This window comes from Morganella sp. GD04133 (genome assembly GCF_029835375.1).
GTDB lineage: Bacteria > Pseudomonadota > Gammaproteobacteria > Enterobacterales > Enterobacteriaceae > Morganella > Morganella morganii_B.
On the sequence record NZ_JAODZS010000029.1, the window covers coordinates 1 to 24,577 of the forward strand.

General features: G+C 50.1%; 30 protein-coding genes and 1 pseudogene. 20 read left to right on the plus strand and 11 right to left on the minus strand.

Translation table 11 applies throughout. The features are described 5' to 3' along the window. A partial coding sequence (locus tag N7387_RS14705; protein ID WP_279799926.1) for a flagellin occupies nucleotides 1–975 on the minus strand: 975 nt, incomplete at its 3' end. Between the two features lie 330 nt (nucleotides 976–1,305). Between N7387_RS14705 and fliD the strand changes: the two genes are divergently transcribed. The 3 genes from fliD to fliT are packed head-to-tail and all read left to right on the plus strand — an operon-like array spanning nucleotide 1,306 to nucleotide 3,510. Further along, nucleotides 1,306–2,727, plus strand: coding sequence for a flagellar filament capping protein FliD (fliD, locus tag N7387_RS14710; RefSeq protein WP_279799928.1), 1,422 nt, complete (start codon nucleotides 1,306–1,308; stop codon nucleotides 2,725–2,727). 5 nt (nucleotides 2,728–2,732) lie between these two features. Then, complete coding sequence (gene fliS / locus N7387_RS14715) at nucleotides 2,733–3,131, plus strand: flagellar export chaperone FliS (RefSeq protein WP_262858727.1); 399 nt, start codon at nucleotides 2,733–2,735, stop codon at nucleotides 3,129–3,131. Then, nucleotides 3,121–3,510: a flagellar protein FliT gene (gene fliT / locus N7387_RS14720; protein WP_025152211.1), complete on the plus strand. Its 390-nt coding sequence runs from the start codon at nucleotides 3,121–3,123 to the stop codon at nucleotides 3,508–3,510. The genes fliS and fliT overlap by 11 nt, the downstream gene beginning before the upstream one ends. A 94-nt stretch (nucleotides 3,511–3,604) precedes the next feature. Here the strand turns inward: fliT and N7387_RS14725 are convergent, their stop codons facing one another. From N7387_RS14725 to N7387_RS14735, 3 genes are all read right to left on the minus strand, one after another. Further along, the gene (locus N7387_RS14725; protein WP_279799932.1) at nucleotides 3,605–4,003 is read right to left on the minus strand and encodes a CrcB family protein; all 399 of its coding nucleotides are present in this window, start codon (nucleotides 4,001–4,003) and stop codon (nucleotides 3,605–3,607) included. A gap of 10 nt (nucleotides 4,004–4,013) precedes the next feature. After that, complete coding sequence (crcB, locus tag N7387_RS14730; protein WP_279799933.1) at nucleotides 4,014–4,394, minus strand: fluoride efflux transporter CrcB; 381 nt, start codon at nucleotides 4,392–4,394, stop codon at nucleotides 4,014–4,016. 162 nt (nucleotides 4,395–4,556) lie between these two features. Beyond that, entirely contained in the window at nucleotides 4,557–4,850 is a 294-nt protein-coding gene (locus N7387_RS14735; RefSeq protein WP_279799935.1) for a hypothetical protein, read from the minus strand. A gap of 171 nt (nucleotides 4,851–5,021) precedes the next feature. On the opposite strand from N7387_RS14735, the gene N7387_RS14740 reads away from it, so the two are divergent. Continuing rightward, nucleotides 5,022–5,522, plus strand: a complete 501-nt coding sequence (locus N7387_RS14740; protein WP_279799937.1) for a DUF4377 domain-containing protein — start codon at nucleotides 5,022–5,024, stop codon at nucleotides 5,520–5,522. A gap of 62 nt (nucleotides 5,523–5,584) precedes the next feature. On the opposite strand, the gene N7387_RS14745 is transcribed toward N7387_RS14740, so the two are convergent. Beyond that, nucleotides 5,585–5,776: an MliC family protein gene (locus N7387_RS14745; RefSeq protein ID WP_279799939.1), complete on the minus strand. Its 192-nt coding sequence runs from the start codon at nucleotides 5,774–5,776 to the stop codon at nucleotides 5,585–5,587. Between the two features lie 8 nt (nucleotides 5,777–5,784). Here N7387_RS14745 and N7387_RS14750 point away from each other — a divergent pair. After that, nucleotides 5,785–5,949: pseudogene (locus tag N7387_RS14750) on the plus strand (cytochrome b/b6 domain-containing protein); the annotation flags it as partial. A gap of 84 nt (nucleotides 5,950–6,033) precedes the next feature. Here N7387_RS14750 and N7387_RS14755 read toward each other — a convergent pair. Next, entirely contained in the window at nucleotides 6,034–6,759 is a 726-nt protein-coding gene (locus N7387_RS14755) for a hypothetical protein (protein ID WP_279799941.1), read from the minus strand. Next, nucleotides 6,723–7,055, minus strand: a complete 333-nt coding sequence (locus tag N7387_RS14760; RefSeq protein WP_279799943.1) for a hypothetical protein — start codon at nucleotides 7,053–7,055, stop codon at nucleotides 6,723–6,725. The genes N7387_RS14755 and N7387_RS14760 overlap by 37 nt, the downstream gene beginning before the upstream one ends. On the opposite strand from N7387_RS14760, the gene N7387_RS14765 reads away from it, so the two are divergent. Then, nucleotides 7,054–8,112, plus strand: a complete 1,059-nt coding sequence (locus N7387_RS14765; protein ID WP_279799945.1) for a hypothetical protein — start codon at nucleotides 7,054–7,056, stop codon at nucleotides 8,110–8,112. The genes N7387_RS14760 and N7387_RS14765 overlap by 2 nt on opposite strands. 262 nt (nucleotides 8,113–8,374) lie before the next feature. On the opposite strand, the gene fliE is transcribed toward N7387_RS14765, so the two are convergent. Next, complete coding sequence (gene fliE / locus N7387_RS14770; RefSeq protein ID WP_274369095.1) at nucleotides 8,375–8,686, minus strand: flagellar hook-basal body complex protein FliE; 312 nt, start codon at nucleotides 8,684–8,686, stop codon at nucleotides 8,375–8,377. Between the two features lie 274 nt (nucleotides 8,687–8,960). Here fliE and fliF point away from each other — a divergent pair, with 274 nt between their 5' ends. From fliF to fliR, 13 genes are all read left to right on the plus strand, one after another. Continuing rightward, on the plus strand, nucleotides 8,961–10,661 hold the full coding sequence (gene fliF, locus N7387_RS14775; protein ID WP_279799949.1) for a flagellar basal-body MS-ring/collar protein FliF: 1,701 nt from the start codon (nucleotides 8,961–8,963) through the stop codon (nucleotides 10,659–10,661). After that, nucleotides 10,658–11,650, plus strand: coding sequence for a flagellar motor switch protein FliG (gene fliG, locus N7387_RS14780; RefSeq protein WP_024473852.1), 993 nt, complete (start codon nucleotides 10,658–10,660; stop codon nucleotides 11,648–11,650). Before fliF ends, fliG begins: the two co-directional genes overlap by 4 nt. Further along, on the plus strand, nucleotides 11,643–12,374 hold the full coding sequence (fliH, locus tag N7387_RS14785) for a flagellar assembly protein FliH (protein ID WP_262858842.1): 732 nt from the start codon (nucleotides 11,643–11,645) through the stop codon (nucleotides 12,372–12,374). The genes fliG and fliH overlap by 8 nt, the downstream gene beginning before the upstream one ends. Further along, nucleotides 12,371–13,735, plus strand: a complete 1,365-nt coding sequence (gene fliI, locus N7387_RS14790) for a flagellar protein export ATPase FliI (protein ID WP_279799952.1) — start codon at nucleotides 12,371–12,373, stop codon at nucleotides 13,733–13,735. The genes fliH and fliI overlap by 4 nt, the downstream gene beginning before the upstream one ends. Before the next feature lie 11 nt (nucleotides 13,736–13,746). Beyond that, entirely contained in the window at nucleotides 13,747–14,190 is a 444-nt protein-coding gene (fliJ, locus tag N7387_RS14795) for a flagellar export protein FliJ (protein ID WP_262858735.1), read from the plus strand. Then, the gene (locus N7387_RS14800) at nucleotides 14,175–15,554 is read left to right on the plus strand and encodes a flagellar hook-length control protein FliK (protein WP_279799954.1); all 1,380 of its coding nucleotides are present in this window, start codon (nucleotides 14,175–14,177) and stop codon (nucleotides 15,552–15,554) included. Before fliJ ends, N7387_RS14800 begins: the two co-directional genes overlap by 16 nt. Before the next feature lie 164 nt (nucleotides 15,555–15,718). Then, complete coding sequence (fliL, locus tag N7387_RS14805) at nucleotides 15,719–16,204, plus strand: flagellar basal body-associated protein FliL (RefSeq protein WP_262858737.1); 486 nt, start codon at nucleotides 15,719–15,721, stop codon at nucleotides 16,202–16,204. 5 nt (nucleotides 16,205–16,209) lie between these two features. Further along, on the plus strand, nucleotides 16,210–17,223 hold the full coding sequence (gene fliM / locus N7387_RS14810) for a flagellar motor switch protein FliM (RefSeq protein WP_262882988.1): 1,014 nt from the start codon (nucleotides 16,210–16,212) through the stop codon (nucleotides 17,221–17,223). Beyond that, on the plus strand, nucleotides 17,216–17,626 hold the full coding sequence (fliN, locus tag N7387_RS14815) for a flagellar motor switch protein FliN (RefSeq protein ID WP_025152197.1): 411 nt from the start codon (nucleotides 17,216–17,218) through the stop codon (nucleotides 17,624–17,626). The genes fliM and fliN overlap by 8 nt, the downstream gene beginning before the upstream one ends. Nucleotide 17,627: 1 nt before the next feature. Further along, entirely contained in the window at nucleotides 17,628–18,095 is a 468-nt protein-coding gene (fliO, locus tag N7387_RS14820; protein WP_279799957.1) for a flagellar biosynthetic protein FliO, read from the plus strand. 8 nt (nucleotides 18,096–18,103) lie between these two features. Then, nucleotides 18,104–18,844, plus strand: a complete 741-nt coding sequence (fliP, locus tag N7387_RS14825) for a flagellar type III secretion system pore protein FliP (protein ID WP_262858739.1) — start codon at nucleotides 18,104–18,106, stop codon at nucleotides 18,842–18,844. Between the two features lie 29 nt (nucleotides 18,845–18,873). Next, nucleotides 18,874–19,143: a flagellar biosynthesis protein FliQ gene (gene fliQ, locus N7387_RS14830; protein WP_262858740.1), complete on the plus strand. Its 270-nt coding sequence runs from the start codon at nucleotides 18,874–18,876 to the stop codon at nucleotides 19,141–19,143. A gap of 3 nt (nucleotides 19,144–19,146) precedes the next feature. After that, nucleotides 19,147–19,932 (plus strand): flagellar biosynthetic protein FliR, encoded by a 786-nt coding sequence (gene fliR / locus N7387_RS14835; protein WP_004236824.1) that lies wholly within the window; start codon nucleotides 19,147–19,149, stop codon nucleotides 19,930–19,932. Between the two features lie 130 nt (nucleotides 19,933–20,062). Here fliR and N7387_RS14840 read toward each other — a convergent pair whose 3' ends face one another. Beyond that, a complete protein-coding gene (locus N7387_RS14840) occupies nucleotides 20,063–20,800 on the minus strand; it encodes an SDR family NAD(P)-dependent oxidoreductase (RefSeq protein ID WP_279799963.1) in 738 nt (245 codons plus the stop codon). A gap of 112 nt (nucleotides 20,801–20,912) precedes the next feature. On the opposite strand from N7387_RS14840, the gene N7387_RS14845 reads away from it, so the two are divergent. After that, on the plus strand, nucleotides 20,913–21,866 hold the full coding sequence (locus tag N7387_RS14845; RefSeq protein ID WP_279799965.1) for a LysR family transcriptional regulator: 954 nt from the start codon (nucleotides 20,913–20,915) through the stop codon (nucleotides 21,864–21,866). A 69-nt stretch (nucleotides 21,867–21,935) separates the two neighbouring features. On the opposite strand, the gene flgL is transcribed toward N7387_RS14845, so the two are convergent. Together flgL and flgK are read right to left on the minus strand one after the other, a co-directional pair. Next, a complete protein-coding gene (flgL, locus tag N7387_RS14850; RefSeq protein ID WP_279799967.1) occupies nucleotides 21,936–22,883 on the minus strand; it encodes a flagellar hook-associated protein FlgL in 948 nt (315 codons plus the stop codon). A gap of 24 nt (nucleotides 22,884–22,907) precedes the next feature. After that, nucleotides 22,908–24,548, minus strand: a complete 1,641-nt coding sequence (gene flgK, locus N7387_RS14855) for a flagellar hook-associated protein FlgK (protein ID WP_279799969.1) — start codon at nucleotides 24,546–24,548, stop codon at nucleotides 22,908–22,910. Nucleotides 24,549–24,577 lie beyond the last annotated feature (29 nt).

The following is a 24,577-nucleotide window of genomic DNA, read 5'->3' on the forward strand; positions in this document are numbered from 1 at the left end:
GTTATTGATAGTGGACTGCATACGGTTCTGGAATGCACCCAGCTGACTGCGCTGACTGTCAATTTTTGACAGTGCTTTATCCAGTGTGCCCAGCGGGCTTCTGGCATCAAGCACTTTCTGATCAGCCGCATCTAATTCTGCCACTTTTTTAAACTCAAGTTTTGCCGGTGTTGCACCCGCTGTACCTGTCGCCGCAGTCACAGTAACTTCTGCTTTTAACGTGACATCTTTACCGTCAACCTTACCCTGGATATACACGTTGGTTTTATCAACTGAACCATCTGCGGCCACCTGGTAAGATACTTTTGCACCTTCAACATCTTTACCATTAAACGTAATCTCTTTCAGTGCTTTTTCTGCAACTTTTTGTGCATCCTCTTCAGTACCTGTTCCCTGAAGATCCGCAACAAAATCACCCGCAGACAGTGTTGGCCCGAACCGGGAGGCTGCGATATCCAGTTTATCCAGACCCAGCGCTTCGCGATCAACCTTCTTCAGGTCGATATCAATGGTTTCACCGTCGTTGGTGCCGACCTGGAAGGTCATTTTGTTATCGGAGGACAGCACTTTAATACCGTTAAACTGCGTCTGCTCTGAAATACGGTCAATCTCTTTCATGCGCTGATCAACTTCTTCTTTAATAGAGTTGATATCGCTTTCAGAGTTGGTGCCGTTTTGTGCCTGTACCGTCAGTTCACGGATACGCTGGATATTGTCGTTGATTTCATTCACCGCGCCTTCTGTTACCTGCGCCAGTGAAATACCGTCGCTGGCATTACGGGAAGCCTGAGTCAGACCTTTAACGTTAGCGGTGAAACGGTTGGCAATCGCCTGGCCCGCTGCATCATCTTTCGCACTGTTAATGCGGGAGCCGGAAGAAAGACGCTCAATCGCAGTCCCTAACGCGCCCTGTGAGCGGTTTAAATTATTCTGGGTAACCAGTGACAGAACATTAGTATTAATAACTTGTGCCATAATGATACTTCCTTTTTTTGTATGAAATAATGTGAATTATTTTCTTCCGCCGCTGCGGGTTAATACTGTTAACGGGAAGTAATTCACTTTATTTACAGACAAAACGCCGCCATATTGTCAATATCAGGCATATTTATCCGGACAGCGCATCTTGTAAGATTTGTAACTAAATTGCTGCCTCCGGAGCCCTTTTTTGTTTCCTTATCTTAATGGTGACAATAACCCTGCTTTCCCTGCGCAACTCTGCCCATCATTTTTTGCCGTTAACGCTAAAATTCTTCCGCTGCCAACCGATAACTATGTAAAACCAATTAAATTCAGGAGAAGTACATGGCAGGCATAGCATCGTTAGGCGTCGGCGCCGGAATGGATCTTAATCAGCAACTGGACATGCTGGAGAAAGCAGAAATGCGCCGTCTGGAGCCGTTAACTGCCCAAAAAACAGCGTGTGATGCACAAATTAGCGCATTCGGGAAATTACAGGCCTCACTGGAAAAATTAAAGTCCGCGTCTGAAGGTCTGAAGAAATACGAAGATATCAGCACCACCAAAGTCAGCGGTGAATATAAAAGTTTTGATGTCACGACCGACGGCAAAGCAGTTCCCGGCGTTTACGACGTTAAAGTGGAGCAATTAGCCAAATCCCAGACGATTGCCACCCAAGGCCAGGACAGCAATACGGCCAATCTGGGGAGTAACAGTGATGAACGGACCATCACCATTACACAGGGTGACGGCAGTGATCCGAAGAAAACATTCAGTATTAAACTGGATAAAGATCATACGTCATTAATTGAAATCGCCGATGCGATTAATAAAGCGGATAAAGGTGTCACTGCGGCAGTAATAAAAACCGCTGATGGCAAATATACCCTGTCCATGTCTTCTAAGACGGAAGGAACTGAAAGTCATATTTCCGTCAGTGTCCCGGATGATCAGAAGCTGGATGCTATTTTACATGTTGAATATGACGCATCCGGCAAATTGGATACCACAAAAAGTAAGATGGTTGAAAAAGTTGCACCACAGAACTCAAAATTCACCATTAACGGTTTTGATTTCGAAGAGCAGACCAACACCATTAAAGATAAATTCCCCGGCCTGACCCTGACACTGAAGAAAGAAAGTGAAAACGGCAAAGAAGAACATTTGTCTGTAACGTCTGACAGTGAACCGGCGAAAAAGAAAATTAAAGAATGGGTGGATGCCTATAACGAGTATCAGAAACTCTGTAAAGATCTGACCAAATATACCCAGACGGAAAAAGGCCAGGCTGCTGATAAAAGTAATGGCCCGCTGATTGGTGACTCTACCCTGCGCGGTATTCAGAATACTATCCGTGCGCAGATCAGAACACCTAACGGCAACGGTGAAATTAACACCATGAACAAGATGGGTATTAAGCAAAAGACAGACGGTACCCTGGAAATAGATGACAAAGTGCTGGATAAGGCACTGAAAGAGAATGGCTCCAGTGTCAAAGAATTCTTTGCCGGTGACGGAAAAGAGACCGGTTTTGCCACCGAAAACTTTAATTACCTGAAAAAGACATTAGACAGCCGTGAAGGTACGATTCATAACGCGACCAACGGCCTGGAGAAAAAGAAAAAAGGTATCGATAAACGTATCGAACAAACCAATAAACAGATCGAAAACACCATGGATCTGTATCGCCGTCAGTTCCAGAATCTGGACAAAATGATGAACTCCCTGAGTGGCACCACACAAGCACTCGGCAGAATGTTAGGTTAAAAATAATGTATCAGCGCAAGGCAAATCAGGCTTACCAGCAGGTTAATCTTGAAAGCGAAATTACCAATGCCTCGCCTTATCAGTTGATCCGGATTTTGTTTAACGGGGCGCTCAGCGCCCTTCGCCGCAGCGAAATCTTTATGGAACAACATGATATTGCCGCCAAGGGTAATGAGCTGTCGAAGGCCATTAATATTATTGAAAATGGCCTGAAACAGGCTCTGGATTATGATGCCGGCGGTGAGCTGGCGCATAATCTGGCCTCCCTGTATGACTATATGATTATGCGGTTACTCAACGCAAATATCGACAATAACGTGGCCTACGTAAAAGAGGTCTATCAACTGCTCTCCGATCTCGCGGCAACATGGCAACAAATCGGGGCAAATGTGGATGAAAGATAATCAGGTGAGTATTCAAACAACCATCAATTTACACGATATATATCAACATGTACTGACACTGAGTGAAGAACTCGTTACCCTGGCCAGAAACAGTGAATGGGATGATTTGATTGCCCGTGAAACGGATTATGTTTGCGCGGTTGAACACCTGACACAGTTATCTCATGAACTGGAAAAAGAACAGCCGGTCACCGGCGAACTGGTGGAAATACTGCAGGCTATTATTGAAAATGAACGGGTAACAAAAATCTGTTTACAGGATCACCTCAACTTTCTGAGTAAAGAAATAAAACAGCTTGACCAACAACGGGTGATTAATAAAAGTTACGGGCAATTCAGTGACCCGGATTATTCCATTAATATTAAACCAGTAGAATAAGTTTTTCTGATCAGCGCAGTGTCTTAAAATAATGAAAAAATGGCCTGATCTGTTCCGGCCGGACAGTCGTTCTCTGTCCGGCCGGAACCTTTTGCTATTCTGCGGTATTTTTTACACCGGGTTTCACACAATTTCCCAGGTATAACCCCGCCATAACGGCTGCAAATCCGCCGATCACACTGACCAGTAAATACGCTATTCCGGTACCTAATAACGCCGGGGATGACATAATTTCAAAGGTTCCGTACACAAAACTGCTGAATGTGGATAACCCGCCCATAATACCGGTTGCCACCAGTGCATTAACATACTGATTAATCCGGTTGCGCTGTAATAACGCTGCCGTTATTCCCAGCAGGAATGAGGCAATAATATTGGCCGCCAGAATATCAAGCGGAAACCCGTCACTCAGAGACGGCACACCGAGCATCAGTAATTCGCGGCAGATTGCACCGAAGGCTCCGCCAATAAAAATAAGAATCACCATATTCATCTTGTTATCCTTATGCCGCCAGCCAGACACCCAGTGCGGCAGCCGCCAGACCCGCCACAACAGAGATAAGCAAATACCCGAAAGCCAGCATCCGCTGTTTGGAATTCACCAGTTTTGCCGCGTCCAGCTGCATACTGCTGAATGTGGTGTAACCGCCGAGAATACCGGTCAGAACAGCCGCATGCAGGAATGAACCGAAACGGTCACGCCAGTCAATCACGAATAACGTGCTTAAAAAACCGATAATAAAGGCACCCGAGATATTAATAATAAAGGTACCCAGCGGAAAATGGCCGTGATAACGTTCGCCTGTCAGTTTACCGACCCACCAGCGCAGTAATGAACCGCTGCCGCCACCGATACCGACCCAGAAAATATCAATTACTGTCATATAGCCTCACCTGTAAATACCTTTGCCAGGAGAAATACGTACCGCTGATAGTGTAGATCCTCTCTCTTTATTTCACAATTACCGGAATGAAACATGCTGAATTTGTACAAAGATACCGGATCGGAAGTCCGGTTACAGGTTATGCCCTGTAATATTCTGTGATTATACGGAGAACGGATACCAATAACTGACAGTCAGCAGAAAAATAGCCACTCCGCCTGCCAGCGCGGCAGCCATCAGATAAAAACGGTACCGGGGTACGGTTATTACCGGGTTACGCCGGATATTGCGGTAAACACGGAGTAAATCCCCCGACAATATCAGCAGCAGAATGACCAGCAGAAATTTACTGACCAGATATACCGAATCCCAAAAACCAGCGGAAACCGGCGGCTCCCGCAGATTATTATTTATCCATTTAACCAGTATTATGCCGGTTGTTGTATATAACCACACCCGGAAATAAAAACCGGCCAGTATTATCACACTTGTCACTGATATTTTATATCTCTTCATTTGTACTCTTTTTACAGATAAAAAAGCGCCAATACGGAACTAACTCCGTTTTTATGCTGTCATAAACAGAGTAAAAACACACTGTTTTACTATACACATTAAGGACAACTGATGAAATCAGCCTATGTTATTGCTCCGCTCTTCTTATTAATGGCAGGATGCAGTCAGAATACCCTGACAACACCGGCAACGGATAATACCAAAACACTTTACATCGATTCTGAGCTGGCCGACTGCACAGGTGTCGCACCGATGAAGTGCATGAAAATAAAAGAATCTCCGGAGGCAGACTGGGAATTTTTCTATCAGAATATTGACGGTTTTACTTACGAACCGGGATACCAGTACCGGGTATCCGTCAAAACCACCCATATTCCGAATCCGCCTGCCGATGCACCCAATATCCGTTATCAGTTAATCTCCGTACTGAATAAAGATCCGGTAGCGGCGAAGGCAAACATTGGCATGGCGAACCCGGCATCGGTGTATTGTGAACAATCCGGCGGTAAAACAGAAATCGTGAAAGCAGAATCAGGCTGGACCGGTTACTGTAATTTACCGGGTGGTGAACGGGTTGAAGAATGGACTTACTACCGCAAAAATCATAAGTAAGCCGATCAAAAGGAGCGGGACAACCCGCTCTCTTTATTTATCCGGTATAAAAACTGTTTTTGTTATTTCACTAATTGACAGGTACGGCCTTTATCTTCAGCAACCTTGCCTTTCACCGCATCATCTTCTGAGATGGTGGCCAGGTTCAGTTCATTTTTTCCGTTTGACCAAAGCTGGAAATTTTCCCCGACATAACGGGCACCACTGGCCGCAGGCGCTTCTTTCAGAACAATAATCTCATCGCTGTATACCATTACAGCGGTTGTGGCTCCGGGGTTCCGCTTATGCCGGTGAGATTCGAAATCTGCATAAAACCCTGACGGGACTGATTGAAGCCTATATTATTGGTCACGGTGCAATGGGGTTATTGCATTTTATCGTCTGGCTGCGGAAAAAATCAGTTTCTGATAATAATCAGACCCGTTAATGTTCTGTCAGGAGATAATGTCTCTCCGGCACCGCTGTAAAATAATAAGCCCGCCGGGGCTTATTATTTTTACGGCAACAGCAGCTAGTTATTCTTTTTCAGATTCGCCACTAATTTTTCCAGCAACTCTGCTTTATATAATACCGGTGCAATATTACCGCTCTCAATTAAGGCATTAGACACATCAGATAACTTAAAGCGGACAGCTTTCCCTTCAATACTCACACGGCTTGCAACCAGTGGGGTATTTTTTGTTTCCGTACCGGTCATAAACACACTCATCGCCGCAATATTCGGGACCGGTAATTTGCCTTTTTCCAGCACTAATGTCATTTGCAGCTTAAGGTCACCGGGAGCGGATTTTTTCGCTGATTGCAGGCGTTTAATCGCTTCCGGGGTGATCATCACACCGGCATAGAGCTCATCATTTGATAAGATATAAATCTCAGCATTTACCGCCTTCATATCATCCGCGATAAACCCGACCCCGACAGGAACGGTAAAGCGGGCATAGGAATTAAACTTCTCTTTGTAACACTCTTTATACTCTGCACCGGAAAAGACCGCCGGCAACTGCTCTTTAATTTTGATCAGACTTTTCGATTCTTTCCGTGAATCCTCAAAATCATTGCAGGCCGGTACTTCCACATTAATATTACCGGCAACCAGTTTATGCTCATGTGATATCAGGTCATCTGTATTTACCGTGGTTTCAACATCTGCTTTACAGCCTGCCAGTAAGACAACCGGGATAAGAACAGGAAGGATTTTTTTCATTTTTTCACCACTCTGTGTTTCGGATGCATCCATTTAAACACACCGGCAGTGAAATGACAGAGATCCGGGGGATTTTTGCCGGAATACTTATACGGAGGCTTGTCTGAAAGCGTTACAACCGGGAGATGCCTTACTTCTATGGCTATGGTGACCGGATCGGCCGGGGAGATCAAGGATTCACCTGGTGGCCAGGTGGTGGCGTTATGCAATAAAGTATATCGGGTTTCGTTCACTGTGTGACGGTGGCATTGATACAACCACACCACCGAATATTGCAGAATCGAATAATAAATCAAACCGTAACGAATAAAGTAGAGGTAATTAGCCATGCTCCCGCCAGTATCCATAAATACAGATACTTCAGCACATATTTCTCATCATAATTATCAGGCGGCCCCATTAACAACCGAGCGTGTGATACAAAATTCTTACCTGATACAGAAGGATCAATGTAGTTCTCGTTCCATGGGACATCTCTCTTGGGGTGAATATGAACATCTTGCATCACTTCATGACAGAATTGACTTTATAAATAAAGTCACATCTTATATTACAGACAAAATTCCGTTGCGGGATACACCAATAACATTGATATCATTAGGTTCAGGTGGCTTACTGACAGAATCATTTATAGATGAACAACTTAAAAACTCAGGCTATAAAGACCTTAACTGGAGAGTCATAGACCCAGACTACCAAAATAATGGATATGCACAGTGCCGGAACGAATTTAAACAACGAGTCAATAATAACGTCATGGCATTTACAACGGAGCAGGCATATTTAAACGAGTCACCCGGACATTACGGGTTAGCTGAAAATGATAAAAATCACGGAGCCACTGTCATCTTATCTATTTTCCCTCCGACAGTATTACCTGAAGTAAGCTGCGACCCCGATAGTATGGTTCTCAAAGGAAGGTCTGTCGAGGACGTTAGCGAAGCAAATGGGATTTATTTGTTTGTTGTACCACCAAATTATAAAGAAATGTTAGATCAAATTCCACTCGTCTTATCTGAAGGGAGCCAGCTTATTGTTCTTAACTGTGCGCTAAAATGCTTAATCAATAAACAAGGGAATTATGAGATTAACGTTAGTCCATCTGAAACAGGTCGTTTTATAAATAATGAAACTAAACCCTATTTGGATTCTCTCAGTAAAACGTCCAATCCGACACAGAAGAAAATTGAGTTACGTCATGTTGGCAACGCTTTTGATAAGTATATTGAAAAACTAAATAATCGTGAACAACTTGGTATGAAGTTTTTTATTTCCGATTATGATGTAAGTATAGAAAAATTACAGGATTACTTTATTGAGAGCAATAATAAAACATTATTTGCGTCTTTTGATAAGAATGAAACTTCATTCAAGATGAATGAATAGCTTATATTTGAATAGTCATTTTTATAAAAAACCTGTGAATGAGGGTAACGTCGTCATTTTTCCTGCTTACCCTCATTTTGACTACTTTAACCGGTTTGCAAACGGATCACCTATCTTCAAAGATGATCCACGATGTATACGGAGCATGGATGAAGGAAAATGATGCCGACCAGATAGCCATTATGAACAACAATGCCCCACCCATGCCCCAATCAAGATACAGGAAAGCCATTTAACCTTTCATATCAATGTGTTAATACTTCTACACCGGCATTGACATAATTTCCTGATACGCCGCCACCAGTTTATTACGCACCTGAATACCCATTTGCAGGCTCAGGCTCGCTTTCTGCATATCCACCATGACATCATTAAGGGAAATATCGGCTTTGCCGAGTGTAAAGTCTTCCACTTTTTTTGCGGAATTAATGCGGGTGGTATTGATCTCATTCACTGCTGAGATCAGGTGATCACCAAACCCCGGCGCATCAACGACCGGCCTGGTCTGGTTTGCTGCCTGTGCTGCTGTTACATTCAGCTGGGAGACGACTCCCTCAATTGCCTGAATTGTCATGTTTTTTCTTCCGTTAACAGGGATTAATGTGTAACCCGGAAACCGCTTTTTGCTGAAAAAGGCACCGGCCACATCCTATTGCCTGCATACCCTAACACACCCTTTTTAACTTGAAGCCCGTAAATAACACCAAAATCACGGGCTGATTCTGTCATTAGATTGGTTATCCGCGGGGAATAATAGCAGCGTAAAAAAGTGACGTTACAAAGAGGGAAATTACGTTGTTTCGCCAAAACTATTTTCACCCGTCAAATCAGCAAGGCAGGGAATGTTTATGAGTGCCGCACCACAAGACACCGGAGATACCAAAAAGGGATTCGCCCTGATTATTGACCGTATTAAGGCTGATCCGAAGGTTCCGCTGATGGTCGCCGGCGCGGCGGCAATCGCCGTTATTGTTGCGTTGTTCCTCTGGATGCGCAGCCCGGATTACCGCGTTCTGCTCAGTAATCTGAGTGCCAAAGACGGCGGCGATATTGTCAGCCAGCTGACACAGATGAATATGCCTTACCAGCTCGCGGATAACGGCAGTGCCATTCTGGTGCCTGCTGATAAAGTACATGAGCTGCGGCTGAAACTGGCGCAGGCCGGTCTGCCGAAAGGCGGTAACACCGGTTTTGAACTGCTGGATAAAGAGCAGTTCGGTATCAGTCAGTTCAGTGAGCAGGTGAACTATCAGCGCGCCCTTGAAGGGGAACTGTCACGCACGATTGAATCACTCAGCCCGGTTCAGACCGCGCGGGTGCATCTGGCGATCCCGAAGCCGACCCTGTTTGTCCGCGAGCAGAAATCACCGACCGCCTCCGTCACCGTCGGATTGCTGCCGGGCCGCGCACTGGATGAAGGTCAGATCAGCGCGATTGTGCATATGGTCTCCGGCAGTGTGTCCGGATTAACCTCATCCAACGTCATTATTGTTGACCAGACCGGACGCCTGCTGACAAACAATGATAACAGCCAGCAGTCTGTCAGCACATCCCAGATGCGCCTGACTCAGGAAACGGAAGCCCGCCTTAAACAGCGTATTGAAGATCTGCTTGCGCCGCTGGTCGGCCGTACCAACGTACAGGCGCAGGTCACCGCGCAGGTGGATTACTCCAAAGTCGAGCAGACCGCTGAAGAATACAAACCAAACCAGCAGCCGGATTCCGCCGCTGTCCGCTCGCGTCAGAGCAGCCAGAGTCAGCAGAACAGCAACGGCGGCCCGGGCGGCGTACCGGGGGCATTATCCAATCAGCCGGTCAGTGCCCCTTCCGCCCCTGTTGAAACAGCAAAAGCGGATACAAAAGATAATAAAACAGCATCCCCTGCCGATAATAACCGCAACAGCAACATTAATTCACAGAGCGATGAGACCACAAACTACGAAGTGGATCGCAAAATCAGTCATACCCAGCGCCAGATTGGCGTGGTTGACCGTCTCTCTGTCGCGGTAATTATTAACTGGCTGCCGCAGAAGAAAGAAGACGGCACTGAGGAAATGCAGCCGCTGCCGCCGGAGATGATCAAAGAGATTGAAGCGCTGACCCGCGAGGCAATGGGCTATTCCGCCGATCGCGGCGACACGCTGAGCATCACCAACTCCCGCTTTACTGATGAAGGTCAGCTGACCGAAGAGCCGTCGCTCTTCACAAGCCCGGTCATCATTGCGCAGGTACTGGAGTACGGCAAGATCCTGCTGCTGTTACTGGTGGGCTGGCTGTTATGGCGTAAAGGTATCAGACCGCAGTGGCAGCGCTACCGCAAAGCACAGCAGGCGGAAGCGGAAGCCCGTATGTTTAAGGCAACGCAGATGAAAACCCCGCTCGTGGCTGATGAGCCTATCAGTGACGATATGGACGAGAAAACCCGCCGCCGCCTGACCCGTCAGCGTGTCAGCGCCGAAATTCAGAGCCAGCGTATCCGTGAGATGGCGGATAAAGATCCGCAGGTTGTGGCAATGGTTATCAGTCAGTGGTTAGGAAAAGCACAATGAATTTAAGCGGAACAGAAAAGAGCGCCGTCATGCTGATGACGCTCGGTGAGGACCAGGCCGCCGAGGTCTTTAAACACCTGAACAATAAAGAAGTTCAGCAGCTGAGTATGGCGGTGTCCAACATGCGCCAGGTCTCCAATGCCGAGCTGGCGGAAGTCCTGACGGAGTTTGAGGAAGCGGCGATTCAGTATGCGGCGCTGAACATCAATACCAATGATTATTTGCGTTCCGTGCTGGTCAAGGCGCTGGGTGAAGACCGCGCCGCCAGCCTGCTGGAAGATATCTTCGAGAAACACGAAAGTGCGTCAGGGATCGAAAGCCTCAACTATATGGAGCCGCAGACTGTGGCCGATATTATCCGCGACGAACATCCGCAGATTATCGCCACCATCCTAGTGCATTTAAAACGCAACCTGGCTGCCGATGTGCTGGAGCTGTTCGACGAACGCCAGCGCAACGACATTATGCTGCGTATCGCCACCTTTGGTGGTGTCCAGCCTGCGGCACTGGCGGAACTGACCGAAGTTCTCAACAACCTGCTGGACGGTCAGAACCTCAAGCGCAGCAAAATGGGTGGCGTGAGAACCGCAGCCGAGATCATCAACCTGATGAAAAGTCAGCAGGAAGAAGGTGTTATCGGGGCAATGCGCGATTACGACGGCGAACTGGCGCAACGCATTATCGACGAAATGTTCCTGTTCGAGAACCTTATCGAAGTGGACAACCGCAGTATCCAGCGCATCCTCCAGGATGTGTCCAACGACTCGCTGGTTATTGCACTGAAAGGCTGCAACGAAGAGCTGCGCGAACACTTCCTGCGCAATATGTCCACCCGTGCGGCTGAGATTGTCCGTGATGATCTGGAATCCCGTTCACCGGTGCGCATGTCGCAGGTTGAAAATGAACAGAAATCCATTCTGCTGATTGTCCGCCGTCTGATGGAAACCGGTGAAATTGTGATTGGTGGTGGCGACGATGTCTATGTCTGATAAAGAAAACACCACACTGCCGTGGAAGCGCTGGCAGCCGCGGGAACTGAATCAGTGGGATTTAAATTCTTCGGTGCTCCCTGCTTTGTCCGATGAGCCGGAGCCGGAAAAGCCCAAAGTGCCCTGCCTCGAACCTCAGGAAGTGCTCGAGCAGATCAATCTGCTGGATAACCTGAAAGAAGAGGCGCAGCGCAGCGGTTTTCAATCCGGTCATGAACAGGGCCAAAAAGCCGGTTATGACGCCGGGTTTGCTCAGGGTCTGCAGGACGGTGCGGAACAGGGCCGTCAGCAGGTACTGGCAGAACAGCAGCCGCTCACGGAAGCGTGGCAGAAACTGTTGTCCGAGTTCAGTTATTCCCTCGACAGTTTTGACAGCGTGGTGACCACCAAACTGTTGCAGATTGCCCTGACCGCCGCCCGTCAGGTGCTTGGTCAGCCTGCCGTCTGTGACGGTACCGCGCTGCTGGAAGAGATCAGCCGTCTGCTTCAGCAGAAACCACTGTTTGCCGGTCAGCCGGAACTGCGGGTTAACCCGGTACATATTGAGATGCTGGAGCAGCATATCGGCACCCAGCTCAGTCTGAACGGCTGGCAGCTTGTACCGGATCCGCAGCTGCATGCGGGCGGATGCCGTGTGGTAGCGGATGACGGCGAAATAGATATGAGTGTTGCCACCCGCTGGCAGGAGCTGTGCCGGTTATACGCGCCGGAGACGTTATCATGACCGCGCGGATCGGCCGCTGGATAAGCGCGCTGGACAGCGTTGAGTCCCGGATGTCCGGTGTGGTGATGACCCGCCATTACGGGCGCCTGACCAAAATCACCGGGCTGGTGATGGAAGCTGAAGGTATCAAAATGCCGCTCGGTGCCACCTGTTTTATCGAGCGCGTGATCAACGGCAACACCGAAGAAGTTATCTGTGAAGTGGTCGGTTTTAACGGTCCGCGTATGCTGCTGATGCCGCTGGCAGAGCCGGACGGTATCGCGCCGGGTGCGCGCGTGTATGCACAATCCACCGGAAGCGGCGGGCAGACCAGCCGTATGCTGCCGCTGGGTGATGAGCTGCTCGGCCGTATTCTTGACGCCTCCGGCAATCCGCTGGACGGCAAAGGGCCGCTGGACGCCAAAACCCGGGCTCCGCTGACCACGCCGCCGATCAACCCGCTGGAACGTTCGCCGATTAAAGACGTGCTGGATGTCGGTGTCCGCGCTATCAATGCCCTGCTGACCGTCGGACGTGGTCAGCGTATGGGCCTGTTTGCCGGTTCCGGTGTCGGGAAAAGTGTGCTGCTCGGCATGATGGCGCGTTTCACGCAGGCGGACATTATTGTGGTCGGGCTGATTGGTGAGCGCGGTCGCGAAGTCAAAGACTTTATTGAGAACATCCTCGGCGCGGAAGGACTTCAGCGTGCCGTGGTCGTCGCGGCACCGGCGGACGTTTCCCCGCTGCTGCGGATGCAGGGTGCCTCTTATGCCACGCGGATCGCGGAATATTACCGTGATCTGGGCCGCAATGTGCTGTTAATTATGGATTCACTGACCCGTTACAGTATGGCACAGCGTGAAATTGCGCTCGCCATCGGAGAACCGCCTGCCACAAAAGGCTATCCTCCGTCGGTGTTCGCAAAATTACCGGCACTGGTCGAACGGGCAGGCAACGGTAAAAACGGCGGCTCTGTCACCGCATTTTACACTGTACTGACCGAAGGGGATGACCAGCAGGATCCGATCGCTGACTCCGCGCGGGCCATTCTTGACGGTCATATCGTGCTTTCACGATCTCTGGCGGAATCCGGACACTACCCTGCTATCGATATCGAAGCCTCCATCAGCCGTGCCATGACCGAGCTGATTGAGAAAAGCCATTACCGGAAAATTCAGCGTTTCAAACAGCTGACCTCGGCTTACCAGCGCAACCGCGACCTGATTAACGTTGGTGCCTACGCGGCGGGCAGTGACCCGATGCTGGATGAGGCCATTCAGCTGTTCCCGTCTATGGCGAAGTTCCTGCAACAGGATATCGATGAGCGCTGTGACTACCCGGCCGCCTGTGAGCAGCTCAGTCAGGTGATACCGGACGCATAACGAGGTCGTCAATGTCAAATACGCATGCACTCACCACGTTGTTAAATTTAGCTGAAGAAGCCGCCGAAGAGGCGGCTAAAGTGCTGGCACAGGTGCGTCAGACCCACACACAGATGAGTCAGCAGCTGACCATGCTGGAGAATTATCAGGCCGATTACCGGCAGAAACTGAATCAGACACTGTATAGCGGAATGGCTGCCGATAAGTGGCAGAACTATCAGCAGTTTCTGGTCACCCTCGAACTGACCATTGAACAGCAGCAGGGTCAGCTGAACCTGTGGGAGCAGCGCGTCAGTGATGCCAACCGTCACTGGCAGGAAAAACAGCAGCGCGTCAATGCCTTCGATACCCTGATCCGCCGTGCGGATCATGCAAAAAATCAACGACAAAACCGGCTGGAGCAAAAGCAGATGGATGAATTTGCCCAGCGCGCGACTTTATGGAGAACCCGTTAATGGATGTCAACGCCGGTAGCAAAGCAGTCAGTTCAGCTGACAATACACTGAATAAACAGGGATCCCCGCGTGCGGAAGATGCACAGGCAACCGTCCTGCCGTTTCAGGCGGTGATGGATGCACAGCAGCCGCGCCCGGAAAAACCGGCACAGGCGGTACATGCGGTGAAACAAACCCGCAATGACACTGCCGCGCATAAACAGGCCGCAGAGGGTAAAACGGTCTCCGCACAGGAAAAACAGACCGGTGCCGACACCATGGCACAGCTGAATTTCTCCCGCCGCCTTGCCGGGGATACAGCCTCACCGGCGCTGGATGCAAAATTGCTGACCACCGGGGATGATGCACCTGCATTACCGCAGACGGAAGGTGAAGCGGACAATGCCTTGCTTGCACTGCTGAAAGAACGCCTGACCGGGAAAGAAAGCCGCACTGTGGAGAAAGCGGCTGCCGATACAAAGCTGCATATTGATGACAGCGGAAAAAACAGCGCCAAAACCACAGAACTGCCGCAGGACACGCTGACGAAGACCGGTGATAAGCCTCTGCTTACGGATGAAAATAACGATGCCCGCACCCTGTTTGTTGATGACAAGTCCAAACCGCGTGTGGATCAGCCGCGTTTTTCACTGACCGATGCCCAAAAACCGGATCAGAAAGCCCTGCCGGATGATTTTTTACCGCTGAATAAGAAACCCGCTGATACTTCCGTGCCGTTATCGCTGGCTTCCGCCGCTGATAACAGTGCCGATAACAGCAAAAGCGCATTCAGCATCAAAACAGAAAGCAGCGCCTTTCAGACGGTAACCGCGCCGGGCAGCCATACTGCCGTGCAGAGCCCGGCGCTGATGCCGGCAGCGGCACAAAGCACCGCCGCGCAGACCAATGCGCCGGTGGCTCAGCCTGCCATGCAGCTGACCGCGCAGCTCGGCAGCGAACTGTGGCAGCAGCAGGTCAGCCAGAATATGATCTATTTCTCCCGTCAGGGATTACAGCAGGCACAGCTGCGTCTGCATCCGGAAGAGCTGGGCTCGCTGAATATCCATCTTAAAATTGAGGATAATCAGGCGGTGATGCACTTTGTCTCCCCGCACAGCCACGTCCGCGCGGCGATGGAGTCCATGATGCCGGTGCTGCGCAACGCCCTTCAGGAGAGCGGAATTCACCTGGCGCAAAGCTCTGTCGGGCAGGAATATCACGGTAATCAGCAAGGCCCCGGTGATGATCGCCACAGCGGCGGCAGTGCTGACGGTATTGCTTCCGGCGGCAGTATCAGCGGCGTGAATATCAGCACCGATAACCTTGTCCGCCCGGCGGCACTTCATGACGCCCGCGCCCGCGGCGGGATCGATACCTTCGCCTGATCCCTGCGCATAACGGCGGTACAGGGGACTAAAGCCCCGAGTTACCGCCTTTTTGCTTCGTTTTTCCCCCCTTTAGTCCTTCAGAAGCACGCCATAATGGACGGGCTTACAGAGTATGAACCCCCTGCCGGGGTTCGCTATCAAGAAATAGGAATTCAGTTAACATGTCGTCTTCACGCAATGCCTCAAAAGGTTCCAATACCGGGTTACTGGTTATCTTTGCCCTGATTGCCCTCGCAGGAGCAGGTTTCGGGGGGTACAGCTGGTGGTCTTCTCAGCAGGACAGCACCACTGCCGGTACCGCAGACGAAAAACGGGCCAATATGCCTGAGCCTATCTTTATGGGCATTGAACCGTTTACCGTGAATCTTCCCGGTATGAACAACGGCCGTGATCGTGTGCTGTATATTGATATGACACTGCGTCTGGCCAACGAACGTTCCCGCAAACAACTCCATGAATATCTGCCGGAAGTCCGCAGCCGCCTGTTACTTTTGCTCTCACAGCAGTCCCCGCAGACGCTCAGTACCCATGACGGCAAACTTCAGCTGATGAAGGCAGTGAAAACCACCTTAGCGCCGACCGTGGTACAGGGACAGCCGGATCAGGAAATTTCGGATGTGTTATTCACCACCTTTATTCTCCGGTAAAACTGATGAGCGATAATATTTTATCTCAGGCAGAGATAGACGCGCTGCTCAATGGTGACTCGCCGTCAGAGCCGCAGCCTGCCGATACCGCACTCAATAAACGTAAGGACAACGTCCGTCCTTATGATCCGAATACCCAGCGACGCGTTATCCGCGAGCGTATGCAGTCCCTGGAAATTATTAACGAGCGTTTTGCCCGTCAGTTCCGCATGGGTCTGTTCAACATGTTGCGCCGCAGTCCTGATATCACGGTCGGTGGTATCAAAATTGAGCCTTATCATGAATTTGCCCGGAATCTGCCGGTGCCGACCAACCTGAACCTGGTGCATATGCCGCCGCTGCGCGGAACCGCATTGTTCACCTTTGAGCCGGCACTGGTTTATATCGCTGTCGATAACCTGTTCGGCGGGGACGGCCGTTTTCCGGTCCGTTCCGAAGGAAAGGAATTTACCAACACCGAACAGCGCATTATCCACCGCATGCTGAAACTGGCACTGAACGCCTACCGTGATGCCTGGAAGCCGATTGCCGAAGTCGATGTGGAATATGTACGTTCGGAAATGCAGGTGAAATTCACCAATATCACCACCTCCCCTAACGATATCGTGGTCACCACCTCCTTCCTGGTGGAAATCGGCAATACCGTGGGTGAGCTGAGTATCTGTATTCCGATCGCCATGATTGAACCTGTCCGTGAACGGCTGATTAACCCGCCGATGGAGCACGGTCACCAGGAAAATGAAGCCTGGGTGTCCAGTCTGGTGACCCAGGTGAAACACTCCGAACTGGAGCTGGTGGCGAATTTTGCTGAAATCCCGCTGCGGATTTCAAAATTACTGCAACTGCAGAAAGGGGATGTGATCCCGGTGGAGAAACCGGATCGCCTGATCGTCAGTGTGGACGGCGTACCGGTACTGACCAGTCAGTACGGCACCCGCGACGGCCAGTATGCATTGCGTGTGGAACATTTGATTAATCCTGTATTAAACACTCTGGACGAGGAAAAAACCAATGAGTGAGGCGAACAACACTCCTGATATGAACCCGGAACACGATGGCGAGTCTCTGTGGGCAGAGGCAATGGAACAACAAAAAAAAGCAGAAACCGGGACCAGTCAGGCGTTTGATAATCTCGACAGCCAGAATCCGCTGAATCAGCTGTCTGATATCAATCTGATTATGGATATCCCTGTCCGTCTCTCTGTGGAACTGGGCCGGACAAAAATGACCATCAAGAAGCTGCTGAGTTTATCCCAGGGCTCCGTGGTGGCACTGGACGGACTGGCCGGTGAACCGCTGGATATTCTGATCAACGGCTATCTGATTGCCCAGGGGGAAGTGGTGGTGGTCTCCGATAATTACGGGATCCGCATCACCGATATTATCACCCCGTCTGAACGTATGCGCCGCCTGAGCCGCTAATATGACACCGACCGCATCCGGCACCCCCGTTTTACCGGCCGCAGAAAAAACGGCAGACCATGCCGTTTTTTCTTCCGTGACCCTGCCGCCGCCCGCTGCCGGTTCTCCGGCAATTAACAGCACGGACAGTCTGCTTCAGGTGTCCGGTGCCCTCAGCGGCATTATTCTGCTGATCCTGGGACTGACCTGGCTTGTCCGCAAATTCGGTTTTACCGCAAAACTGGCCGGTAAAAACCCGCTGCTGCGGATCAGAAGCACCTGTTCTCTGGGCAACAAAGAACGGCTGGTGGTGGCGGAAATTCAGGGCGAATGGCTGGTACTGGGTGTGACCACGCAGTCGGTGAATCTGCTGCACCGCTGTCCGGCTGACCCGGCAGCGGTGACCGATGCCCCTTCCGCCTTTCAGGCACTGCTGAAAACCAAACGTACCGCCAATCACGATGCGGTACCGGCTGACGAACCACGCTGAGATTTTTCATGATGTCATTGCTCAAACGCGCCCTTCCCGCACTCGCTCTGTTTCTGCTGGTTCCGCAGGCACAGGCTTCACTGCCGGGGGTTGTCAGCCATGTGCTGCCGGATGGCGGCCAGAGCTGGTCTTTGCCGGTTCAGACCCTGCTGTTTCTGACATTGCTGGGCTTTATCCCTGCTCTGCTGCTGATGACCACCAGTTTTACCCGCATCATTATTGTGCTGGGCTTATTACGCAACGCCCTCGGCACACCGTCCGCACCACCGAACCAGGTGCTGCTCGGACTGGCGCTGTTTCTGACGTTTTTTGTGATGTCGCCGGTGTTCGATAAAGTCTACGACGAGGCTTACCGTCCGTTCAGTGAAGACAAGATCAGTCTGGAAACGGCACTGGATCGCGGTACCGCACCGCTGCGCACCTTTATGCTCGGTCAGACACGGGAAAACGACCTGGCACTGTTTGCCCGTATCGCCAAAGTGGGTGAAATTCAGGAGGCCAAAGATGTACCGATGCGCATTCTGATCCCGGCCTTTATCACCAGCGAACTGAAAACCGCCTTCCAGATTGGTTTCACGCTGTTTATTCCGTTCCTGATTATTGACCTCGTGGTGGCCAGTGTCCTGATGGCACTCGGGATGATGATGGTACCGCCCGCCACGGTTTCCCTGCCTTTTAAGCTGATGCTTTTTGTGCTGGTGGATGGCTGGCAGTTGCTGCTCGGTTCGTTATCACAAAGCTTTTTTTAGCCGGAAAATAATATGAGTCAGGAGAAAGTATGACACCGGAATCCGTAATGGCGCTGGGCACCGAAGCCATGAAAATCGCCCTGATGCTGGCCGCCCCGCTGCTGCTGGCGGCGCTGGCAGCCGGTCTGCTGATCAGTCTGTTACAGGCGGCGACCCAGGTGAATGAAATGACCCTGTCATTCATTCCGAAAATTCTGTCTGTTATCAGTGTGATTGTGATTGCCGGTCCGTGGATGCTGAATCTGCTTACTGACTACATGCGCACACTGTTAACCAATCTGCCGTTTATTATCGGCTGACCTATGTTAAGTATCACCAGTGAAACACTGACACTGTGGCTGAGCCAGGGATTTTACCCGTTTATCCGGGTGCTGGCGCTGCTGGGTACCGCGCCGTTTTTCAATGAAAAACAGTCGATCAGCAAGGTGCGGGTGATGCTGGCTTTTTTCACGGTTCTGATTGTGTCCCCGCAGTTGCCGGTGGTGAATATCCCGCTGTTTTCCGCTCCCGGTCTGTGGGTGATTTTACAGCAGGTGGTGATTGGTGTGGCGATGGGGCTGACCATGCAGATGGCATTTGCCGCCGTCCGTCATGCGGGGGAAGTGATCGGTCTTCAGATGGGTTTATCCTTCGCCACCTTCTTTGACCCGAGCGGCGGACCGAACATGCCGATTCTGGCGCGGATACTCAACCTTATCACCCTGCTGCTGTTTCTCGCGTTTGACGGGCACCTGTGGCTTATCCATATTGTGATAAGTTCGTTTGATCTTATCCCGGTGCAGGTCACCCCGCTTAACCGTGAAGGGTTCCGTATGCTGGTGCAGTCGGCTAACCATATCTTTCTCAACGGATTAATGCTGGCACTGCCGTTTATCACGCTGTTCCTGATTCTTAACCTCGCATTGGGGATTCTGAACCGGATGACGCCGCAGCTTTCTGTTTTTGTGGTGGGATTCCCGCTGACGCTGACTGTCGGTATCAGTATGCTGGGTCTGATCATTTCCGTTCTGCCGGGCTTTACCGAACGCGTGATCCATCAGGCGTTTGAGCAGCTCTCACTGATTTTTAATCTGTTTGCCTCACCATAACCGGCTTTCACACCTTTCTGATGTCATAACAGCATAAATAGTCGTATATCCCGGAAATAAAAAACCGGTAATGGCGTACAAATGAATATTGCTGTGTATAATCCGGAAAACGACTTGAGAAATAACACGGTTACCAGTTTCCTGCTGAATAGCCTCCGTCAACCGGCATAACAGTGCCGTTAATATAATCAGACTTCAGCAGAAAACGAATACTTTCTATAATATCATTAATGGTGCCGACTTTATCCGCCGGTGAGACTAAATTAATAAAATCCTGATTGAGTTCTGTATTCAGCGGGGATTCAATATACCCCGGTGCCACGGCATTAACACGGATATTTTTCTTCGCGTACTCCAGCGCCAGTGCTCTGACCAGCCCGTGTACACCTTCCTTTGCCAGAACACTCAGTGCGGCCGGTATTTTCTGTGACGGCTGCAGGGCAATACAGGAGGTTACCACGATAATTTTACCACCGTGATTTTTCAACATGTTTTTAATCGCCAATTGACTCAGATTAAATAAACTATAAATATTGCTGTTTATTAAATGCATGAAATCATCCGGCGTCGTTTTTTCATAAGTTTTGCTGAGAAAAGCACCGGAATTATGAATAATAATATCGATATTCCCGAAATGAATAATTCCCTGTTGTATCAGTTGTCCGGCGAAATCGACACAATGGCTTTCACCGGTCACGGGCAGAAATGCGGTTTTATTATCCAATTCCTGTAAAAAATGTTGTTTGTTTTCATCACTGCTGAATATACCGATCACGTTATAATCGTCATCAAGCAGTGTCCTGACTAATGCTTTCCCCAGACAACTTTCTGCATCAGTGATGATGGCAGTTCGCTGTTGTGGTTTCATAAATAGCCTGTGGTTATGATTTAATACCTGTAATTGATGTAAATTATTATATTTCTTCGCTGCGTGAAATAAACTACTCTGATATCACTTCATTACCAACCTGAGGTTAATAATGCCACGCCATTTTGATGACCTGATGCTGGGAACGCTGGAGCTGTTTTGCTGTGCTGCGGAACTGAAAAGCTTTACCGGCGCTGCCAAAGCCATGAATATTTCACCGGCGGCGGTCAGTAAAACCATTTTACGGCTGGAGCAGAAGCTCGGCAGTACCCTGTTTCTGCGTTCCACACGGCATATCCGCCTGACAGAAGCCGGTGAACAATATCTCGGTTACTGCAAAACGGCATTACAGGCCATGTACACCGCCGAAGAAACGCTGCTGGATATGCGCACCATCCCGGCCGGGAAAATCCGCGTCAGCCTGCCGAATGACTATGCATACCGCAAGGTGTTTCCGCTGATGCCGAAATTCCGCCACCGTTACCCGCAGATTGAGGTCGATTTCCACCTGCGCTTCCGTATTCTGAGCCAGGAAACCACCGAGTGTGATGTGGTGGTCACCAGCTGGATTGACCGGCTGCCGGACTGGATTGCCACCAAAATAGATTATGCCCGGTTCTGGATCCTGGCCTCACCGGACTATCTGAAACATGCGCCGCCGCTGAACACCCCGGATGATCTGGTACATCATAACTGCCTCCAGATGCATTTGCCGGAACATACCCGCCCGCTGCCGTGGCCGCTGGTGATCAATGGTGAGGTTGTGCATGTTGAAACCACCGGCGACATGGCGTTTTTTGAGGATGTGATGGCAGCCTATTACATGGCGGTTGACGGTAACGGCCCGGCAATGATGCACGATTTTATTGCCCATAAGGCGGTGGAGAGCGGAAAACTGGTGCGGGTGCTGGAAGATTACGCCAATGTCTCGCACATCTATTACCTGGCCTGTCCGGCGGATGCCCGCCATTCACCGCGTATCCGTGCTTTTATGGATTTTCTGGCTGAAGAACTGAAACCGGAAGGGAGTTTTCCGGATCACTGGGTGATAGCCCCGGTACGCTGACCGGTGTCCGGTATAAAAAAAGGCCGTCGCAATGACGGCCAAAGGAATTCAGTACTGCATCCGGATAGTTTAACGACCGAACAGCGACATGCTGTTGAGATCCTTAAAGATATCCTGTGAGGCCTGGAACAGCGCCATTTCTTTTTGGTAATCCGATACCGTGCTGGTCCAGTCAGTATCGACCAGTCCACTCAGACGGCTTTCATTCTGGATTTTACGGGTCTGGGAGAGGAAATCCAGACTGTCAATTTCCTGTAACTGTAAGCCCTGTTTCGCTTCAATATTGGAGATTTTATCCATCCCTGCTTTCACACCGCGATTTGCTTCATCCATCCCGGCTTTGGCTCTGTCCAGATCCGCCTGTGAGGCATTCTGCTGAGGAATTTTCAGTGCTTCCAGGCCTTTGTTGATCGCGGTGAACATATCAGCGACTTTTTCACCTTTCGCGTTTGTCGTGGTGGCAAACACTTCCGAACCGGCAAAATAGCTGGTCATTTCACGGTCACTGCCCACGTTCTGGGTAATGGATTTATCGCCGCCTTTGTAAAGCACATCACCGGTCGTTACATCCACTTCAAACGGCGGGGTGTCTGATTCATAACCACCAAAAATATAACGGCCGTTACCGTCAGTCGTGTTGCCCAGCGACACCAGCTGATCTTTCAGACCCTGCAACTGTTCTGCCAGTGAGGCACGGTCGTTATCGCTGAGTGAGCCCTGGTTGGATGCCTGAATAATCGTGGTATCCATCTGTGTGGAAACGCTGTTCATCTGCGTCAGAATACTCATCTGCAGTGTCATCCCGGTTTTGGCATACCCCCGTGTGGATGCATACTGCTGATTACGGTTCTCAGACTGAGTGACACGCACCGCCTGTGCGGATGCCTGCGGGTCATCAGACGGTTTACTGACACGTTTACCGGAAGCCAGTTTACTGCCCGCTTCCATCCAGCGGGCCGTGGCATTGTTCATATCCGACACACGCTGACTGAACATTAAATTGGTGCTGAAACGCATGATAATTTCCTTCTTAACTCAAAATCAGAATGCACGCATCAGAACGTTGAATAATTCATCAACGGTTGACAGCACTTTGGCGTTGGCATTAAAGAACTGCTGCATTTTCTGCATCTGCACACTTTCTTCGTTGGTGTTAACACCGGAGATGCTCTGCTGATGCTCATAGAGGTTGACGGTCAGTTTGTTCTGAACCTCAGAATCAATCTGTGCCTGGCTGGCCTTGCTGCCCACCTCATTTACGACTGATGCATAGAAATCAGACAGTGTGGATGTGCCGCCGACCAGTTTCTGATCCTGCAGTTTTACCAGCTCTTTGATGTTTTCATTGTTGCTGGCGCCACCGGTGCTGTCTGCCGCCGCGAAATCCGCCGCATTTGTCACCAGCGTGTTCAGACCGCCGATCACATTATCCACCGGCTTGAGCAGGAATTTGTCACCGGCCTGTGCCGTGTTATTGCTGATTTTGATATCCATGCCATCAAAACTTAATGTTCCGGAGGCGGCATCAAAATTCGCATTCACAACCGTACCTTCCGGTAATTTGGTCACATTCCAGTTGGTACCGTCATAACTGACATCATAATTATTGCCGGTCACTTTTGAGACATCGTTATATTTAATGTCAAAATCAGCGTTGCCTTTATTGTGCGTGTTGCTCACCATACTGCCACCGCCGACCGCAAAGAAATCCTTACCGGTATTACCGTTGGCATCATAACCCTTGCGGTGAACCTCATTGAATTTCTCCGCGAAAACCAGCGCCATCTGGTTCAGTTTTTGTCTTGCCGGGTCGATAATTTCACGGCGTGAGCGCAGAACGCCGCTCAGTTCACCACCGCGAATCTGGTCATCTTTGATTTCACGGACATTACCGGCGGAATCAACAAAACCGATGCTCAGACGGCTGTCATCCGTCCCGGAGGCAACTGCTTCCAGGTGGTTAGCACGGCCGCCTGTCACCAGTGGCAGGCCGTTAGCAAACGAGACGTTGAAGTTGCCGTTCTGCTCGATCACTTTGATGCCGATAACAGAATTGAGCTCATTCACCAGACGGTCACGCACATCCAGCAAATCATTCGGCTCTGCGCCGTTCACCGCGCGGGAGTTGCTGATCTGCTCATTCAGCTTGGCAATTTTTTCGGCGTAGGTATTGATATCTTTGATTTTGTTATCAATCTGATGGTTAACGTCACTGTCCATCTCACGCAGACGGCGATCAGCCTCCTTCAGCTGGCTGACCATGGTTTTGGCTTTGCCGAGGAATACGTCCACCAGCGTTTTGTCACTGGCATCACTGGCGGCTTCATCCAGTGAGGTGAAGAAGCTGCCCAGCATGCCGGCGATATCATCGGTACTGTTGGATAACAGGTCATCCACCCCGGAGGCATTTTTCATAAACGCTTCGTAGTCGCCGCTGCGGGAACGCGCATTGTTATACTGCATGTTGACGAACTCATCGAACTCACGGCGGACGTGGCTGAAATAGGTGCCGTTACCGAAGTAGCCGTTGGTTGTCATGGTGCCCGGGTTTTCACCGAAGACCGCGCTCTGACGATGATAATAACCCACCCCGGCGTTGGCCAGGTTGTTGGAAATAACACTCAGCCCGCCCTGGGCCGCGTTAATTCCGCTTAATGCGTTATTCATTACATTATTCAGCATGTGCTTTTCCTTTCTCTGGCGACTGCTTT

Excerpts from the sequence above, each read along its gene's own strand:
- crcB (WP_279799933.1), bottom strand. The coding sequence starts at position 4,394 with ATGACAGTAATTGATATTTTCTGGGTCGGTATCGGTGGCGGCAGCGGT.
- fliF (WP_279799949.1), top strand. The coding sequence starts at position 8,961 with ATGAGTGCCGCACCACAAGACACCGGAGATACCAAAAAGGGATTCGCC.
- N7387_RS14740 (WP_279799937.1), top strand. The coding sequence starts at position 5,022 with ATGAAATCAGCCTATGTTATTGCTCCGCTCTTCTTATTAATGGCAGGA.
- N7387_RS14755 (WP_279799941.1), bottom strand. The coding sequence starts at position 6,759 with ATGGATGCATCCGAAACACAGAGTGGTGAAAAAATGAAAAAAATCCTT.
- fliI (WP_279799952.1), top strand. The coding sequence starts at position 12,371 with ATGACCGCGCGGATCGGCCGCTGGATAAGCGCGCTGGACAGCGTTGAG.
- fliP (WP_262858739.1), top strand. The coding sequence starts at position 18,104 with ATGATGTCATTGCTCAAACGCGCCCTTCCCGCACTCGCTCTGTTTCTG.
- N7387_RS14765 (WP_279799945.1), top strand. The coding sequence starts at position 7,054 with ATGCTCCCGCCAGTATCCATAAATACAGATACTTCAGCACATATTTCT.
- flgL (WP_279799967.1), bottom strand. The coding sequence starts at position 22,883 with ATGCGTTTCAGCACCAATTTAATGTTCAGTCAGCGTGTGTCGGATATG.
- N7387_RS14725 (WP_279799932.1), bottom strand. The coding sequence starts at position 4,003 with ATGAATATGGTGATTCTTATTTTTATTGGCGGAGCCTTCGGTGCAATC.
- fliG (WP_024473852.1), top strand. The coding sequence starts at position 10,658 with ATGAATTTAAGCGGAACAGAAAAGAGCGCCGTCATGCTGATGACGCTC.
- fliT (WP_025152211.1), top strand. The coding sequence starts at position 3,121 with ATGAAAGATAATCAGGTGAGTATTCAAACAACCATCAATTTACACGAT.
- N7387_RS14840 (WP_279799963.1), bottom strand. The coding sequence starts at position 20,800 with ATGAAACCACAACAGCGAACTGCCATCATCACTGATGCAGAAAGTTGT.
- fliH (WP_262858842.1), top strand. The coding sequence starts at position 11,643 with ATGTCTGATAAAGAAAACACCACACTGCCGTGGAAGCGCTGGCAGCCG.
- fliQ (WP_262858740.1), top strand. The coding sequence starts at position 18,874 with ATGACACCGGAATCCGTAATGGCGCTGGGCACCGAAGCCATGAAAATC.
- flgK (WP_279799969.1), bottom strand. The coding sequence starts at position 24,548 with ATGCTGAATAATGTAATGAATAACGCATTAAGCGGAATTAACGCGGCC.
- fliO (WP_279799957.1), top strand. The coding sequence starts at position 17,628 with ATGACACCGACCGCATCCGGCACCCCCGTTTTACCGGCCGCAGAAAAA.
- fliJ (WP_262858735.1), top strand. The coding sequence starts at position 13,747 with ATGTCAAATACGCATGCACTCACCACGTTGTTAAATTTAGCTGAAGAA.
- fliM (WP_262882988.1), top strand. The coding sequence starts at position 16,210 with ATGAGCGATAATATTTTATCTCAGGCAGAGATAGACGCGCTGCTCAAT.
- fliR (WP_004236824.1), top strand. The coding sequence starts at position 19,147 with ATGTTAAGTATCACCAGTGAAACACTGACACTGTGGCTGAGCCAGGGA.
- fliN (WP_025152197.1), top strand. The coding sequence starts at position 17,216 with ATGAGTGAGGCGAACAACACTCCTGATATGAACCCGGAACACGATGGC.
- fliS (WP_262858727.1), top strand. The coding sequence starts at position 2,733 with ATGTATCAGCGCAAGGCAAATCAGGCTTACCAGCAGGTTAATCTTGAA.
- N7387_RS14800 (WP_279799954.1), top strand. The coding sequence starts at position 14,175 with ATGGAGAACCCGTTAATGGATGTCAACGCCGGTAGCAAAGCAGTCAGT.
- fliE (WP_274369095.1), bottom strand. The coding sequence starts at position 8,686 with ATGACAATTCAGGCAATTGAGGGAGTCGTCTCCCAGCTGAATGTAACA.
- fliD (WP_279799928.1), top strand. The coding sequence starts at position 1,306 with ATGGCAGGCATAGCATCGTTAGGCGTCGGCGCCGGAATGGATCTTAAT.
- N7387_RS14760 (WP_279799943.1), bottom strand. The coding sequence starts at position 7,055 with ATGGCTAATTACCTCTACTTTATTCGTTACGGTTTGATTTATTATTCG.
- fliL (WP_262858737.1), top strand. The coding sequence starts at position 15,719 with ATGTCGTCTTCACGCAATGCCTCAAAAGGTTCCAATACCGGGTTACTG.
- N7387_RS14745 (WP_279799939.1), bottom strand. The coding sequence starts at position 5,776 with ATGGTATACAGCGATGAGATTATTGTTCTGAAAGAAGCGCCTGCGGCC.
- N7387_RS14845 (WP_279799965.1), top strand. The coding sequence starts at position 20,913 with ATGCCACGCCATTTTGATGACCTGATGCTGGGAACGCTGGAGCTGTTT.